Annotated in this window: 14 protein-coding genes; 8 read left to right on the top strand and 6 right to left on the bottom strand. The window is 46.3% G+C overall.

The annotated features are described in order from the left end of the window. Positions 1 to 6 precede the first annotated feature (6 nt). Positions 7 to 1,275, bottom strand: coding sequence for a beta-ketoacyl-ACP synthase II (gene fabF, locus DFP75_RS12920; protein WP_110576322.1), 1,269 nt, complete (start codon positions 1,273 to 1,275; stop codon positions 7 to 9). A 141-nt stretch (positions 1,276 to 1,416) separates the two neighbouring features. On the opposite strand from fabF, the gene DFP75_RS12915 reads away from it, so the two are divergent. After that, positions 1,417 to 1,998, top strand: coding sequence for a TetR/AcrR family transcriptional regulator (locus DFP75_RS12915; RefSeq protein ID WP_110576320.1), 582 nt, complete (start codon positions 1,417 to 1,419; stop codon positions 1,996 to 1,998). A 16-nt stretch (positions 1,999 to 2,014) separates the two neighbouring features. On the opposite strand, the gene DFP75_RS12910 is transcribed toward DFP75_RS12915, so the two are convergent. The 4 genes from DFP75_RS12910 to cysQ all read right to left on the bottom strand — a co-directional run bounded on the left by DFP75_RS12910 (position 2,015) and on the right by cysQ (position 7,102). Then, positions 2,015 to 2,608 carry a hypothetical protein gene (locus DFP75_RS12910; protein ID WP_110576318.1) on the bottom strand — a complete coding sequence of 198 codons (594 nt, stop codon included), beginning with the start codon at positions 2,606 to 2,608 and terminating at the stop codon, positions 2,015 to 2,017. Continuing rightward, positions 2,598 to 3,185, bottom strand: a complete 588-nt coding sequence (locus DFP75_RS12905; RefSeq protein ID WP_110576316.1) for a hypothetical protein — start codon at positions 3,183 to 3,185, stop codon at positions 2,598 to 2,600. Before DFP75_RS12905 ends, DFP75_RS12910 begins: the two co-directional genes overlap by 11 nt. Further along, a complete protein-coding gene (locus DFP75_RS12900) occupies positions 3,172 to 6,063 on the bottom strand; it encodes a phospholipase effector Tle1 domain-containing protein (protein ID WP_110576314.1) in 2,892 nt (963 codons plus the stop codon). The genes DFP75_RS12905 and DFP75_RS12900 overlap by 14 nt, the downstream gene beginning before the upstream one ends. A gap of 190 nt (positions 6,064 to 6,253) precedes the next feature. After that, the gene (gene cysQ, locus DFP75_RS12895) at positions 6,254 to 7,102 is read right to left on the bottom strand and encodes a 3'(2'),5'-bisphosphate nucleotidase CysQ (RefSeq protein ID WP_110576312.1); all 849 of its coding nucleotides are present in this window, start codon (positions 7,100 to 7,102) and stop codon (positions 6,254 to 6,256) included. A 44-nt stretch (positions 7,103 to 7,146) separates the two neighbouring features. Here cysQ and DFP75_RS12890 point away from each other — a divergent pair, with 44 nt between their 5' ends. Next, a complete protein-coding gene (locus DFP75_RS12890; RefSeq protein WP_110576310.1) occupies positions 7,147 to 7,563 on the top strand; it encodes an RNA-binding S4 domain-containing protein in 417 nt (138 codons plus the stop codon). A 71-nt stretch (positions 7,564 to 7,634) separates the two neighbouring features. Here the strand turns inward: DFP75_RS12890 and dprA are convergent, their stop codons facing one another. Further along, positions 7,635 to 8,918 carry a DNA-processing protein DprA gene (gene dprA / locus DFP75_RS12885; protein WP_110576308.1) on the bottom strand — a complete coding sequence of 428 codons (1,284 nt, stop codon included), beginning with the start codon at positions 8,916 to 8,918 and terminating at the stop codon, positions 7,635 to 7,637. Positions 8,919 to 9,150: 232 nt separating this feature from the next. On the opposite strand from dprA, the gene def reads away from it, so the two are divergent. The 6 genes from def (at position 9,151) to ybaK (ending at position 15,930) form a co-directional block, all read left to right on the top strand. Next, positions 9,151 to 9,666: a peptide deformylase gene (def, locus tag DFP75_RS12880; RefSeq protein WP_110576562.1), complete on the top strand. Its 516-nt coding sequence runs from the start codon at positions 9,151 to 9,153 to the stop codon at positions 9,664 to 9,666. An 85-nt stretch (positions 9,667 to 9,751) separates the two neighbouring features. Then, the gene (gene fmt, locus DFP75_RS12875; protein ID WP_110576306.1) at positions 9,752 to 10,738 is read left to right on the top strand and encodes a methionyl-tRNA formyltransferase; all 987 of its coding nucleotides are present in this window, start codon (positions 9,752 to 9,754) and stop codon (positions 10,736 to 10,738) included. After that, entirely contained in the window at positions 10,735 to 12,081 is a 1,347-nt protein-coding gene (gene rsmB, locus DFP75_RS12870; protein WP_110576304.1) for a 16S rRNA (cytosine(967)-C(5))-methyltransferase RsmB, read from the top strand. Before fmt ends, rsmB begins: the two co-directional genes overlap by 4 nt. 372 nt (positions 12,082 to 12,453) lie before the next feature. Then, positions 12,454 to 13,827, top strand: a complete 1,374-nt coding sequence (trkA, locus tag DFP75_RS12865; RefSeq protein WP_110576302.1) for a Trk system potassium transporter TrkA — start codon at positions 12,454 to 12,456, stop codon at positions 13,825 to 13,827. Positions 13,828 to 13,983: 156 nt separating this feature from the next. Continuing rightward, positions 13,984 to 15,432, top strand: coding sequence for a TrkH family potassium uptake protein (locus tag DFP75_RS12860; RefSeq protein WP_110576300.1), 1,449 nt, complete (start codon positions 13,984 to 13,986; stop codon positions 15,430 to 15,432). A gap of 24 nt (positions 15,433 to 15,456) precedes the next feature. Further along, positions 15,457 to 15,930: a Cys-tRNA(Pro) deacylase gene (ybaK, locus tag DFP75_RS12855; RefSeq protein WP_110576298.1), complete on the top strand. Its 474-nt coding sequence runs from the start codon at positions 15,457 to 15,459 to the stop codon at positions 15,928 to 15,930. Positions 15,931 to 15,946 lie beyond the last annotated feature (16 nt).

Below are 15,946 nucleotides of genomic sequence, written 5' to 3'. Positions count from 1 at the left end.
GATTAGTTAATAGCGCTTCAAAATAATCGCAGCGTTGACACCGCCAAAACCAAAGCCGTTACACAGAACATAATCGACATTTTTTTCACGTGAAACCAATGGGATAAGATCCAAATCCGCCATGCTGTCTTCTGGATTTTCAAGGTTTAAGGTCGGAGGCAAAATGCCAGTGATTAATGCCTGAGCACTGAAAATGGTTTCCACGCCACCGGCAGCACCGAGCAAATGACCCGTTGCGGATTTGGTCGATGAAATCGCAACCTCTGTCACTTTTTCGCCAAACACGCGACGTAACGCATTAATCTCTCCACGGTCACCCACTGGCGTCGACGTAGCATGCGCATTTACATAGCCAATTTGATCCGCAGAAATACCAGCCATTTTGAGCGCCGTTTGCATCGCACGGGCTGCACCGTTGCCGTCTTCTGGGCCAGACGTTAAGTGATAAGCATCGCCACTGGTGCCATAGCCAACGATCTCTGCCAATGGTGTCGCGCCTCGTGCTAAGGCATGTTCAAGGGTTTCAAGCACAACAAGGCCAGAACCTTCGCCCATCACAAAACCTTCACGGTCTTTATCGAAAGGTCGCGAAGCTTTTTCTGGATCATCATTGCGAGTAGAAAGCGCCTTCAAGGCACCAAAGCCAGCAAGAGACAAGGGATCGATGCAGGCTTCTGTACCGCCCGCCAGAGCCACTTTGGCTTCACCAGTACGCAACAGGCGCATAGCATCGCCAATCGCCTGTACGCCTGCCGCACAAGCGGTCACTGGCGTGCCAATCGGTCCTTTGAAACCATATTTAATCGAAACATTACCCGCCGCAAGATTGGCAAGAAAAGCAGGAACCGTAAAAGGCGACAAACGTCGAGCGCCTTGCTCCATTAACGTTGTGTGCGCTTGAGTGATCGTCGGCAAGCCACCAATCCCCGTCGCAATGATGGTGGCGGTGGCTTCTTGGTCTTCAGCCGTCGTTGGTCGCCAATTGGCTTGGGTTAATGCTTCTTCGGCCGCAACCAGAGCAAATAATGTAAACAGATCGACACGTTTACGATCTTTAGGTGACAGATAGTCCGATTCATTCAAGCCATTCACCTGTTCCGTATGACTTGGCACTTGTCCGGCAATATGAGTGTTTAGCCCTTCCGACAAGGTTGTCGGCAACAAGCGAATACCGGATTCACCGCGAACCAAGCGATCCCAGACAGAAGCCACGCCTAAACCAAGTGGCGACACCAGCCCCATACCTGTAATAACAATACGTTCTTTAAGCGACATGAGATAACCCTCTTAAGTTTCAGCAGAAAGAAAGTCACCATGCTAGAGTGAGTCTATATATGATCAAGATAATATTTAGATTCCGATTTATACTGGGAGTCTCAATAGGATCTACAGGAGCTCACCTAGGAGGTTTTAACTATGTCTTACACACCAAGACACAAAGAACAAACTAGACAACGAATATTACAAGCCGCGGCAAAACTATTTTGCTCGAACGGCTTTGATCGCGTCACGCTTACTCAAATCATGAAGAAAGCCAACATGACGCACGGTGCGTTTTATGCGCATTTTTCCGGTAAAAGCAGTCTGTACGAAGCGGCCATGCAGTTCGCTACCTCTAATGGTTTCTGGGCGCGACATGACAAGCAAACCGAAAACAATGAAACGCATTTAAAAGCATTGGTTACTCGTTATCTAAGCTGGAGTCGCAGCGACAAAGAACATCCATCGCCATTGGAGTTTTTAGTCACCGATGCCGCGCACAAAGAAGAAAAAGTTCGCCAAGCCTACCAAACTTGTTTTGATAGTCTGGTTGACCGTCTTGCAGGAATTCTGAAAAAACGTGGTAGCCAAGAAGCCGAAGCGCTGGCAGAAGAGACAGTCGTCTCGTTAGTGGGAACTGTCGCCATTGCACGCTCCTTTGACAAACCACTACAAAGCGACTTTTTGAAACGCGCCCAAGAACGCATCGTCAACCGACTTAACAGCGGATTAAAATAGGACATATTAAAACAGCTTAATTTTCATAAGGCGAATCTGGAAACGGGGTCAGTGACATCTCGCCTTTGCCGTCGAACAATACGACAACATGGGTCGTCTTATTAGGCGAATAAACAACCCAACCATTAGGATCAGCATTTTCTTTTACACTACAGTTATTTACTCTAGAGAAGCATTTCAATGTATAAAAAACACGAATCCGTTCTTTCTCGACTTCGACCTGCATAACGCCCATATCACGCTTATACTCTTGGTAATAATTCCTAAGAGTCCGAATCTTTTTCTCAGCCAATTCGCTGTCGATGTCGACGGAAATACGGTAAAAGGCAACATAGCCACGTGCATTTGGATTTTGTTTCGCCCAATAGCCTTCAATATGTTTAGGCACTCCCATACGGCCAATGTCGGCACTTTTTCCAGGATAACCATCAACCGCACCATAACCAAAGCCGCCACCACCACCTAATACATCAGCAACACCAATCGGTCCTAGAACATATGGGCCATCTAAACTACCGCCATTGCCAATACTGGCAACATAAAAAGGTTTCTCTTCACACCCTGTGAGCATAAATAAAATGGCGAAGATTAAGAGCAGCTTAATTTTCATACGGCGAATCTGGAAACCGGGTTAGGGACATTTCGCCCTTACCGTCGAACAGGACGACTACATGTGTTGTATTATTAGGTGAATAAACCACCCAACCATTAGGGTCAGCATTCTCTTTTACACTACAGTTATCAACTCTGGAGAAGCACTTTAATGTATAAAAAATACGAATTCGTTCTTCTTCAACCTCAACTTGCATTACCCCCATATCACGTTTGTACTCTTGGTAATAATTCCTCAATGTCCGAATCTTTTTCTCCGCCAATTCACTGTCGATGTCGGCGGAAATACGGTAATAGGCTTCTTCTTTGTTCCAGCCCTTTACCCAAAAGCCTTCTATGTGCTTTGGCACACCCATACGACCGATGTCGGCACTTTTCCCCGGATAACCATTCACCGCGCCATAACCAAAGCCGCCGCCGCCGCCTAATACATCGCTTACAGAAATAGAAACTAAATAATAAGGACCATCCAGACTGCCTGCATTGCCAATACTGGCGACATAAAAAGGTTTCTCTTCACACCCTGTGAGCATGAATACGGTGATTAAGATGGTGAATAACTTATTCATTGTCATAGATTTCTCTTGTTGGTGTGTTCAATGGGGCATTCGGCTGGTAGCGTTTAAAGGCCTCTAGGTTAGCAATGCCGTTTACTTGACTATCGAGTGGTTCACTGCAACCGGGGTTAATCACACTATCATGAGAACGATGAATGCAGTTATTGGGGACTTCTGTCTGCCAATCTTGAGGAGAAATTTTCCCTAAAGGCAGAGCCTCCAATTTACCCCATAATGCTTTTTGGGCAAGATTATTCTCATAATCTATTGACGTGTTATAACGTGATTTTATCCATTCCACCCCAAATCGTTCTGCCTGTTGCTTCATCCGCTCTTGAGCCAATCCGGCAAGGCTGGCATCGATGGGTTGCAATCGATAAAAATACAAGGTGTTATGCTCGAGGGCGACCAGCCCTTTCTGTCCGTATTGGGCTTGGCATGCCTCATTCCATTCAAGTTGCTGGCTCGCTTGTTCACGATGCAACATCTCGGTAAAGTCGCTAATACCACCACGATAGTTGTATTGTTCGCGACGATACTCTAACGATAAGGCTTTAACCAATTCACGATTATAGGTATTGTTCGTAGGGATTCCATAACGCTCAGGTAAATTGGTTTTGTCATATTGTTGAACAAAAGGATAACCACCGCCCACATCCGTGTGCGCCCCGGGGAAAACTTCTTCATAAAAGTTGGGGGCGAGTTGCCCACGGGTTTTTAAGGAGGAAAGCGGGAAGTTGGTGCGGTATTCATGGTGTGCACAGATCTGCAAGGCATGACCCACATCCGCCGAGTTGACATGCAGGTTAAACACGCCATTATCGTCATTGCCCGGCATATAGAAGGAACCCACCGTATCAAATAACCCCAAAAAGCGCACACTGGCGCTGCGTTGGCTGTCCGCTTGGTAGCCCTCGAATGGGTTGTATTGATCGCCTTCCGTGGTGCCCAATAAATTCGGGGCATGGTGTCTGGTATCTCTACCTGAACGGGGTTGGGTGTAGTCTGGCAAGCCCATTTTCAAGGCATTGACGAAGTGCCGTGCTAACGCTGCGCCACGGCTAAACCCGAAGACATCAAAAGCAAGATGGGTCACTTCGTCATAAAGACCTTCTTGAAGCTGTTCAATAATAATATCGCGTAGAGATTTTAATAGTGTCTGCCATTTCTGAAAGGCACCATTGTCATCATAAAGACCCGTGGCACCAGACAGTTTGCTTTCGTCTTTGCCCTCATCGATCATCTGGGGTGTTTGCCATGCCCCATCCACGGAGCCGACACCCGAGACATAAATAGCCGCTGACTTTCCTAGTTCTTGTGGGTAAGCTTCGAACAATCGCGCGATGTTACTGCGGGATTTATCGCCCTTGTCTTCTTTGTAGGCATCATTTTTGTTGTTTTGCCCTGTGCCATCAAAGAAAACACCAATGCGCAAAATGCGCTCGGGTTTGACGTTGACCAAGGGCAAGCCTTTTTTGACTTTACGGGACTCTAGGGGCAGAAGCGGCGCACCATAGGCAAGGGTGAAGCGTTTTTTGTCACTGACGTAATGACTGTTTTGTGCGCTGTTGTATGTGCTAGGAGCTTCGGGCGGCGTTTCAAAACGCTCGAACTCGACCGGTGCTTCGGCTTCTTTTTGGATAATGCTCAGTACGTCTCCCACTTTGAGCGCGCTGGGGTTAGCATCGTAACTGGGGTTCTGCTCAAATAGTGCTTTGGCGGACAAACCGTATTGGCTGGCGATTTCAGGCCAAGTTTCACGCTGCTGAGTAGCAGGATTTTCTACCACGGTATGATAAGTCAGGTTACTTTTAGGGGCGGCTTTTTGGTAAGCGTCTCGTGGTAATTCGGAGGCATCGGAAACGGCCAAAATGGCCTCGGGGTCCAGCTTTACCGCGTGATCGTCTAGCCATTCGGTGGAAATAGTGTTCAATTCGTCATGCGTTAAGGATTCGCTTCGATACAACAGGTGCTGATCGGTCACGACCTGACCCGCGATTTTCCAATGGATGAGTAGATAGAGACTGGCATGACGAAAGGCGTCTGTGTTCTTGTTATCCGGCAAAGGCGTTAAAGTGCCATCGTCCAACCATTGGTATTTTTGAACCAGTTCGGTGCCTTTGAAATGGTACACATAACCCGCGGTGCCAAAGGCCAAACGCTCACCAAATTGGACTTGCGGCATGACTGGAATAAAGGCGTCACCGATTTTACCTGAGCCAATGGGCACTAAGGTCACGTTTTTGCGTGAGATCCCCATAGCCCGATGAACCGCTTGGATCTGCAAATGATGAGGCTTTTTATTTGTGGTGGTGATGGCGTATCGGGTGCCGTATTGGGTTGGGGTGGCTTGCCAATCTCCTTTCGCCATTTTGTTCTTAGTGTCGTAGAGCGTCATACTGAGCTCAACAGGATGTTTGGGCTTGTTCTTGGAAAAAGCAATTTCCAGATTGTATTCGGCAACAGGCTCGGTGGACTCGTGTGAAGGATCCCGTGCGCGAATGACGGGCTCTGGAGTGTAATCAGGTTCGATAGTAGGGTGCAGGTTGCCTCGGTTATTGGCTTCGGAAGATCCTGACCCTTGCCCCATCATGCTGAGGCGTTGCGTTACCGCGCCTAATAATCCCGCTGGCAGAGTGTCTTTTGTGTCTGGGTTAATTTGCCACTCAATAGCACCAAATTTCTGACGCTCTTGAATCAGTAACGGTTTGGCGGGACGGTCGGTCAGCAGAGCGTATTCACCAGACTGGACCTTATCGATCAGTGTGGCGTTGCTCCAGCCTTTTGGGAGAGCAGGCTGCAACTCACGTTCATCAATGTGCGCTAAGTCGAGACCTTCAACGTACGTAAAATCCATTGCCATTAAGCTATCTAGCTTAATCAAGCGGTATGTCATGGACAAATCCTTGTCGCAGTTTATGAATGTTAATTGTGTAGATTTTATTGGTTGCAGAAAAATGAATCAATTCTAATAGAAAATATTAAGACACAGATTGAATATATTGAGTTTTTTCACGTGAAACAATCAGATAAGGCGCTTAGGTATAGGTAAAGGTAAAGGAAGGGATATAGAAGAAGAGTAACGCTTACTCTTCTTCCTCGTTTTCTAGATACCAGTTCATCACATACGGGGCAAGTTCAGCACCCGATACAAAGAAGTGGCCATTAAGTAGGGTCTCTCTTTGGTTGTAACGAAACGGCTTTCCATCCGGGGTGACGAGCATGCCGCCCGCGGCTTCGATAATGGCTTGCTGAGCGGCGGTGTCCCATTCACTGGTTGGGCCACGACGCAGATGCAAGTCCGCAATCCCTTCGGCAATTCGACAGCCTTTAATTGAGCTGCCTTTTGGCAGTTCTCGTACTTGCTCGTAGCTTTGCTTTAATTTGTTTTTTAGCGAGGCTGGAAGAGCAGGGCCGTGGCTACGACTGGTCATGGCAATAATAGGTTCGCGAGGCTCACGAACGTTGATGCGTTCGTATTCGTCGCCTTGCCATTTGAACGCACCAACAGGCAAATCTTGCCACGCTTTGGTCACGCCGAAATAACCTTCCGTTGTGGTTGGTAAATACACCACGCCAAGAATCGGCGCGCCATTTTCAACCAAGGCAATGTTGATACTGAATTCACCATTGCGCTTGATAAATTCTTTGGTGCCATCGAGCGGGTCAACGATCCATAACATTGACCATTTAGAACGCTCTTCAAACGTCACCACACCCTCTTCTGAAAGAACAGGAATATCAGGTGTAAGTGATTGCAAACCTGCTAGAATCACTTTGTGTGCAGCGAGATCGGCAGCGGTCACTGGACTGTCGTCCCGTTTTTGCTCGATACCCAAATCGGCACGTTGATAAATATCCATGATCACATCGGCGGCATCGTGTATTATTTTTTGAAGAGCTTGGAAAATTGGGTGGTTATTTACGTCCTGCATAACAGCCTCAAATATGACAACAGAATAGGGTCAACGCATTCTTTATGAGTAAACCAGAAAAGCAGTCGGCACCACAAGCCGTTCGTTTAGATAAGTGGCTATGGGCCGCACGTTTTTTTAAAACTCGCTCACTTTGTAAAGACGCCATCGATGGCGGCAAGGTGACTTACAATGGAAGTAAGGGTAAAGCCAGTCGCAATGTGGAAGTTGGCGCCTTAATTGGTATACGTCTTGGCTGGGACGAAAAGATCGTGGAAATCAAAGCAATTAGCGAACAACGCCGTGGCGCACCAGAAGCACAATTGCTTTATGAGGAAACCCCAGAGTCGATCGCAAAACGTGAAAAACGCGCCCTAGAAAACAAATCGTTTGGCGGCCGGATTATGTCCGACCACAAGCCGAATAAAAAAGAGCGCCGTGATATTAAGCAATTAAAGAAAGATATTTTTAGCGATATTTAATCGCTGTCTATCTAGTAATCACTGCCTATCAAGAGTGTCACTTTGAAAGCGAGAAGGTCTGCAACGTTTACTTAACAACGACAATAAAGACCTTCTCGATTCTCCACACAACCATACAGCTCCAATTCCATTAGCACCTGCATCATCAGCCCCGCAGCCATTTTGCTTTGCCGAATCAAGGCATCAAAATCCATTGGTTGCGCTTCTTGTTCCATCATAGCAATAACCGCCTTGGCATTCTCCGAGGTAGATTCCGGTAAAGCACGAAGCTGATTCGATACTAGAATAGGGGAGCTATCCGACGCCTGATGTCTATTTGTAGATTGCGATCTTGTATTATCCTTGCTTGCGCTAGCCGAGCTCTTTAGCAGAGGAACAGAGGAAAGCGCTGAACACTCAGTGAAGATATCATCCACATGGCGAACTAAAGTCGCACCTTGTCTCAGTAGCTGATGACAGCCTTCTGATTTGGGATCCGTTAAACGCCCAGGCAAGGCGAATACTTCTCGGTTTTGTTGGATAGCATAACTGGCACTGATCAAAGAGCCACTTTTTACCGATGCCTCAGATACCAATACACCCATACTCAAACCGCTGATGATTCGATTACGCGGTGGGAATAGGTGAGGGCGAGGACTGGTTGATAGTGGGTATTCACTTATTAATGCGCCATCTTGTTCTAGAATCTCTTCAAACATCTCACGATTATGATGTGGATAGCGGTGAAATAAGCCTGTTCCCATGACGGCAATGGTTGGCGTTGTTTTGCTGTATAAGGCCCCTTGATGGGCGGCGGTATCAATTCCCATCGCACCGCCACTGACCACGCAAATACCACGAGCGGACAATTGCTCAGCGAATTGAAAGGTAGCGTCTCGGCCATAGCGTGAACACTTACGCGCACCCACAATGCCGATTTTCGGAAACGCCAACCCATCTGGGTTGCCTTCCACATACAGGAAGGCTGGCGCCACGGAGATTTCTTTTAACGCTTTTGGGTAGTGCTCATCTTCTTGCAGTACTAAGTGATGGTTGGCGTCTTCTAGCCATGCTAGCGATTCATCACGTTTGGTTTCTTGTTCCTTGCTAAGGGTACCGTTGGAAAAATATTCCATGGCCTGACGTGCAGTAATGTCTGGCCACTTTAAAGCGGTTAACAGATCATGAGAAATGGTTGCTGTTGAAGTCTCGGTAGCAAACAAGGATAAGGTTTCAGCGCCATCTGTTGGCTCAGGGTGGTCAAGCTGACTAAGGTAAGTATAAAGACGAGAGAGTCGAGACGGACCGATTCCCGATAAGAGACTGAGGCATAACCAATCGGTTTTCGACAAACCTGTGGTGTTATAAGTCGACATGTTAATAGCTTCCTTACAAATGAATTTTGAGCATTCCTTGCCCAAACAAATAATAAAAACACCAAGCTGAGAATAAATAGTCTCAGCCTATTGGGGCTATTCAATCATATTGACCAAAAAACCGCCACGAGAAGACTGCTCAATAGCCAGACTTGCGTTACAATAGAGTCAATGAAAAGAGTAGGAGAAAGTGTCTCCGCTCATGAACAAAGACACATCGTTGGAAAAGATCATGGCTGTTTTAACTGTACTTGAATACCCAGACAAACGCTTACGCAAAGTTGCGGAGCCTATTACCGAATTTACTGATGAGCTGCAAACTAAAATCGACGACATGCTAGACACCATGTACGACGAAAATGGTTTGGGCTTGGCAGCAACACAGGTGGATTATCACTACCGCCTTGTTGTGATGGATTTTTCTGAAGAACGTAACGAGCCGATCGTTTTTATCAACCCTGAATTTGAAGTATTAGACGAAGAACCAAACGAGTTCCAAGAAGGCTGTTTGTCTGTGCCAGGTTTTTATGAGCACATTTATCGTGCGGCTAAAGTGCGCGTCAACGCATTAGATCGTCATGGCAAAGCTTTCTCTTTAGAAGTCGACGAGCTAATGGCGGTTTGTGTGCAACATGAAGTCGATCACCTTGATGGCAAATTGATGGTTGATTACTTGTCGCCATTAAAACGCAACCGCATCAAAAGCAAACTAGAAAAAGCCCACAAACTGGCTCAGAAACAAGGTTAAGAAGAACGCTCTTTTTGACCCAAAGAACATTGATACTCGAATGATAAAATCAGGCTTTGGCCTGATTTTTTGTTAAGGAACCGTTATGCCAACCTCACCACTTCGTATCGTTTTTGCTGGCACACCCGAATTCGCAGCGGCTAGCTTACAAGCAGTCTTAGACTCCAAAACAGAAAACCAATATGAGATCGTCGGCGTTTATACTCAGCCAGACCGCCCAGCAGGCCGAGGCCAAAAATTGGTTCAGAGCCCAGTTAAGCAACTTGCTATCGCCAACAACATTCCTGTTTATCAGCCACTAAACTTCAAGCTAGATGAAGACAAAGAACAGCTGGCGGCTTTAGAGGCGGACATTATGATTGTCGCTGCGTATGGCATCATTCTTCCGAAAGTTGTTTTGGATACACCCAAACTTGGTTGCATCAATGTTCACGCTTCCTTGCTGCCTCGTTGGCGTGGAGCGGCACCTATTCATCGCTCTTTGATTGCAGGTGACAGCGAAACAGGCATCACCATTATGCAAATGGATGTGGGTTTAGATACGGGTGACATGTTGTTAAAAGCGCACTGCGATATTAAGCCAACAGACACGTCTGCAACACTGCATGATCGCCTAGCAGTGCTTGGTGGTAACGCCTTAATTGAGGCGTTAGAGAAATTGAAAGCTGGGACGTTAGTGCCAGAGCCGCAAGACGAAAGCCTTTCTTGTTACGCAGCAAAATTAACCAAACAAGAAGGTGATGTGAATTGGGCATCGTCTGCGAAATTGATTGAACGCCAAATTCGTGGCCTATCGCCATGGCCTGTGGCTTATACCAACAGCATTGCTGGCGTGATGAAAATCCATGCCGCACACATTGCTAGCGTCAGCGACGAAGCTTCCACACCCGGCGATATTTTAGTTGTCAGTAAAGAGGGCGTTATTGTTGCAACAGGACAAGGTTCTATCCTCATTACTGAAATCCAGTTTGCCGGTGGCAAGCGCATGAAAGTTCAAGACGCACTTAACGGCAAACATAAAGCCGCCCTAGAGATTGGCCAACGTTTTGGTCTTAACGAGCAAACAGCATGAATCACAAAGATAGCGCGCCATCCATCCAACACAGTGCAAGACAAGTCGCGATAGAAGTCATTACCAATATTTTGCTTCAACAAGGTTCGCTCAGTACTCAGCTTGCTCGGCACCAAGCGGATGTGGCAAGTGAACACATCCCCTTATTAAAAGAACTATGCTTTGGCGTTTGCCGACAGTACCCAAAACTAAACAGCATCGCCTTACACTTATTGGCTCATCCTTTTGAAGAAAAGGACACAGATTTATATGCAACCTTACTTCTAGGCTTATACCAATTAAGCTACATGAACACACCAGATCATGCAGCCGTTAACGAAACGGTAGAAGCGTGCCGACTGCTTAAAAAAGACTGGGCAACCAAATTAATGAACGCCGTTCTGCGACGCTTTCAACGCGAAGCTGACGATATTATTGCAAGCCTTGAATCGACACCATCCGTTGAATACAACCAACCAAAGTGGCTGCTAAAGCGTTACATTAAGCATTGGCCAGAGCAATTTGAAGCCATTGTTGATGCCAGCAATACTCATCCACCCATGTGTATTCGAATTAATGAAAGCCAAGTTTCACGTGAAACATACCAAGAGCAACTTAACGAATTAGGTATAAAATCCTATCCGGGCGACTTCTCTACATCGGCTCTGTACCTTAAAAATGCAGTACGCGTTGGCGAGTTACCTAGTTTTGAAGAAGGCTTTGTCAGTGTGCAAGATGAAGCGGCTCAATTGTCAGCGCATATTCTAAATCCGAAACCCGGCGAAAAAATATTAGACGCGTGTGCTGCTCCAGGTGGAAAAACAGGACACCTATTGGAAAAAGGCAATGGCATCGACTTAACCGCTGTTGAGCTAGAACCTTGGCGAATGGAAAAAATCGAGTCCAACATTGAACGCCTAGGCTTTAATGCTAACTTGATTTGTGCTGATGCTGGCGCGACGGATTCGTGGTGGGATGGAGAGCAATTCGACAAAGTACTGCTAGATGTACCTTGCTCTGCCACAGGCGTTATTCGCCGAAATCCGGATATCAAAATTAATCGCAAACCAGCAGATATTGATCAGCTGGTGCTTATCCAGCGCGAAATACTGAGTAAGGTTTGGGGGACGCTAAAATCAGGCGGCTACCTGTTATACGCAACCTGCTCATTAATGCCTGAAGAAAATGAACGTCAGATCCAACACTTTCTTGAGCACCAAACAGACGCAAAAGAAGTTGCGATGAATACTTTGGCTCCCGAATTCGCATTAGAGTGGGGGATTCCTGTGAGTCATGGTCGGCAGCTATTTCCGACCATCGAAGGGCACGATGGCTTCTATTATTGCCTGCTGAAAAAATCCTAGCCAAACTCTAGCCAAGCCAAAGTAGGCACAGACAGGTCATTGTTGTAATAGAAAATTTATAGAAAGCCCAGTAATTTGTTTCACATGGAACACAGATTACTGGGCTTTTTTCTGGAAAAAAACAGGTTGTCATTGACAGAGTCTTTTCGCCATTTCGTTACTCTGATCGTTACCAAAACATGTCTTAATAACCGATCAACCGCTGTGCCGTAGAATCAACAAAAATAATTACGACTATTTAGCAACTTCAAGTTAAATAATGATCTTTATGTGGGTAAACTTGCATTACTGGATTCGAGTAAAAATACACTCTGACATACAATCACGAGCTCACAACAAACAATGCTCACTCTAAGGTGAATAAGGCAAACTATGAAAATCATCATTATAGGTGCGGGCCAAGTCGGCGCGACGCTTGCAGAAAACCTAGCAAGTGAAGATAACGATATTACCGTCATTGATACAGACCTCACTCGCCTTAGAGAGCTGCAAGATCGTCTCGATATTCAAACCGTAGAAGGTAGCGGGTCACACCCGGATGTATTAGATCAAGCTGGTTGTAACGACGCCGATATGTTGATCGCGGTAAGCAACCAAGACGAAACCAATATGATCGCATGTCAGGTCGCTCATACTTTATTTAAAACACCGACCAAGATAGGTCGTGTTCGTTCTAGCGCTTACGCAAAATACCCAGAGCTATTTGCTGATGCCGCCATCCCATTGGATGTTCGTATCAGCCCAGAAAAAGAAGTCACCAAACACCTTAGCCGATTAATACGTTATCCAGGCGCGTTGCAGGTAATGGAGTTCGCCGAAGGCAAAGTGCAATTGGTTGTGGTGAAAGCAGAAAAGGGCGGCCCTCTCATCGATCAGCCAATCAGCTTTTTGAAAGAGCATATGCCATCGATTCAAACTCGTATTGCTGCAATCTACCGAGATGGCAAGTCGATTTCTCCTGACGGCAATACGCACATTCACGCCAATGACGAAGTCTTCTTCCTGACCGCACAGCGAGATGTATTGGATGTCATGAGTGAACTGCGCCCATTAGACGTTCCATATCGACGCATCATTATTGCCGGTGGCGGTAACATTGGTGAACGTTTGGCGCAAAGTTTAGAAAAAGAATATCGCGTTAAAATTATCGAGCGTGACCCTGAGCGTTGCCGTTATTTGTCTGAAACCCTCGACAACACCATTGTTTTGAATGGTGATGCTTCTAAACAGGAATTGCTACTGGAAGAGAACATCGAATCCACTGATGTATTCTGCGCCTTAACCAACAACGATGAAGCCAACATTATGTCTTCCATGTTGGCAAAAGTGCTCGGCGTACGTACGGTTATGACCATCATTAATAACCCTGCGTATGTGGACATTGTTCAAGAAGGCATGATCGACATTGCGATTTCGCCTCAACAAACCACCATTAGTTCGCTGCTTAGTTATATCCGACGCGGTGACGTGGTTAACGTACACTCCATGCGTAAAGGTGCGGCGGAAGCATTAGAGGCAGTAGCGCATGGCGATTATCGCTCCTCCAAAGTGGTTGGCCGCAGCATAGCGAATTTGAACTTGCCGGAAGGCGCAACCATTGGTGCCATCGTTCGCGAGGACGATATGCTTGTCGCTACCAGTGAATTAGTGATTCAGGCGGAAGATCACGTCATTATCTTCGTGACGAATAAAAAGCAAATTCCTGCAGTGGAGCAACTCTTCCAAGTAGGACTGACTTTCTTCTAACCGCTCCCTACATGCCTTAACACGACCAGTCGTTAGGGTTTGTTAACCTTGCTTAAGAAGAAATACGGTAAGACAAGTAAGAAGCCCAATAAGGGCTTCATCAGAAATTTAACGCAGACCTAACGACACAAGAGCGTTAGGCTCTAGGAAGCAAGTATGCATTTTAGTGTTATTTTACGAGTCATCGGATTATTGGTTATGGTATTCAGTGTGTCACTGATTCCACCAATCATTGTCTCTTTAATTTACTCTGATGGTGCGCTCAATGCGTTTCTTTATGCGTTAGGTATCAACTTAATCGGTGGTTTTTTACTCTGGTTTCCAGTTCGTCGAGAACGTGGCGAGTTAAAAATTCGTGACGGTTTCTTGGTTACTGTATTGTTCTGGACAGTGCTAGGCTTGTTCGGTTCTGTGCCATTCTTTCTAGCCGAAAACCCAGAACTCACTTTTACCGATGCGCTATTTGAATCCATTTCTGGTCTCACAACGACAGGGGCGACGATTCTCACTGGCATCGATGATTTGCCTCAGTCGATTCTTTTTTATCGCCAGCTTCTCACTTGGTTAGGTGGTATGGGTATTATCGTATTGGCCGTTGCCATCATGCCGATGTTGGGTATCGGTGGTATGCAGCTCTATCGAGCAGAGACACCAGGACCGGTAAAAGACACCAAACTGACACCTCGAATTGCCGAAACCGCGAAGGCCCTTTGGTACATTTACGCCACGTTAACCACTGTCTGCGCATTAGGTTATTGGATCGCAGGTATGAGCTTGTTCGATGCGATTTGTCACAGTTTCTCCACCGTGGCGATTGGCGGTTTCTCGACCCATGATGAGAGTATTGGTTACTTCAACAGCGTCGCTATCGAAATGATTTGTACCTTTTTTATGATTGTATCGGCGTTCAACTTCGCACTGCATTTCTACGCTTGGCGTCACAAAAGTGTCTGGCATTATTTTAGAGATCCTGAAGCCCGATTCTTTTTGTTTATTTTGCTAAGCACCTGCGTACTGTCTACATTGGTACTGGCAATGACATCCACCTATGATTGGAGCTCTTCGTTACGTTATGCAGTGTTTGAAAGTGTTTCCATCGCCACCACCTCAGGTTTTGGCACAACAGATTTTTCTTCATGGCCGCATTTCTTACCCTTCTTGTTGATCGTTACCTCATTTGTGGGTGGCTGTGCCAGCTCGACTGGTGGCGGTATGAAGGTCATTCGTATACTCCTGATCCTCAAACAAGGTATGCGAGAGATCAAACGCTTGATCCATCCAAATGCCGTTATTCCCGTTAAGGTTGGCGGCAAGGCAATTAATGAGCGTGTGGTCTCTGCAGTATGGGGATTCTTCTCAGCCTATTTGTTGGTTTACGTGGTATTGATGATAGGACTTATGGCCACAGGATTAGATCAAGTCACGGCTTGGTCTGCGGTTGCAGCAACATTGAATAACCTAGGTCCAGGGTTGGGCGATGTCTCATCCAGCTTTACCAGCGTCAGTGATCCTGCAAAATGGATGCTGTGTTTTTCTATGTTATTGGGTCGTTTAGAAGTCTTTACTTTGCTGGTATTATTCACGCCTATGTTTTGGCAAAAATAAAACCATAAGAAAGAGAGGCAAGCTTTGACACCCGCTATCAACCAGCTTAAAAAGCTGAAAGTTGCGTTTAGTATTCATGAATATGAACACGACAGTAGTTGCTCAAACTTTGGCGAAGAAGCCGCTCAAAAGTTAAACCTAGATCCAGCTTGCGTCTTTAAAACATTGTTAGTCACCGACGAAAAAAACACCTTCGTCACCATTGTGCCAGTAACAGGTACATTGAATTTGAAACGAGCAGCCAGTGCCTTGGGCGTAAAAAAGCTGCGCATGGCCGACACCAAAGATGCCGAACGACTTACTGGCTATTTAGTTGGCGGCATCAGCCCAATTGGGCAAAAGAAAAGTCTAATCACCTGTATTGATGAAAGCGCCCAAGCCTTCGAAAAAGTCTATGTGAGCGGCGGACAACGAGGCTTAGACATAGGTCTTGCACCCAAGGATCTAAGCTTAGCTTGTCGTAATGCTTCTTTCGCTGCCATTGGTGAAAGCAAATAGACAGCGATACATAACG

Source organism: Marinomonas alcarazii, assembly GCF_003208215.1.
Lineage (GTDB): Bacteria > Pseudomonadota > Gammaproteobacteria > Pseudomonadales > Marinomonadaceae > Marinomonas > Marinomonas alcarazii.
This window is presented reverse-complemented; position numbering and strand designations above follow the sequence as displayed.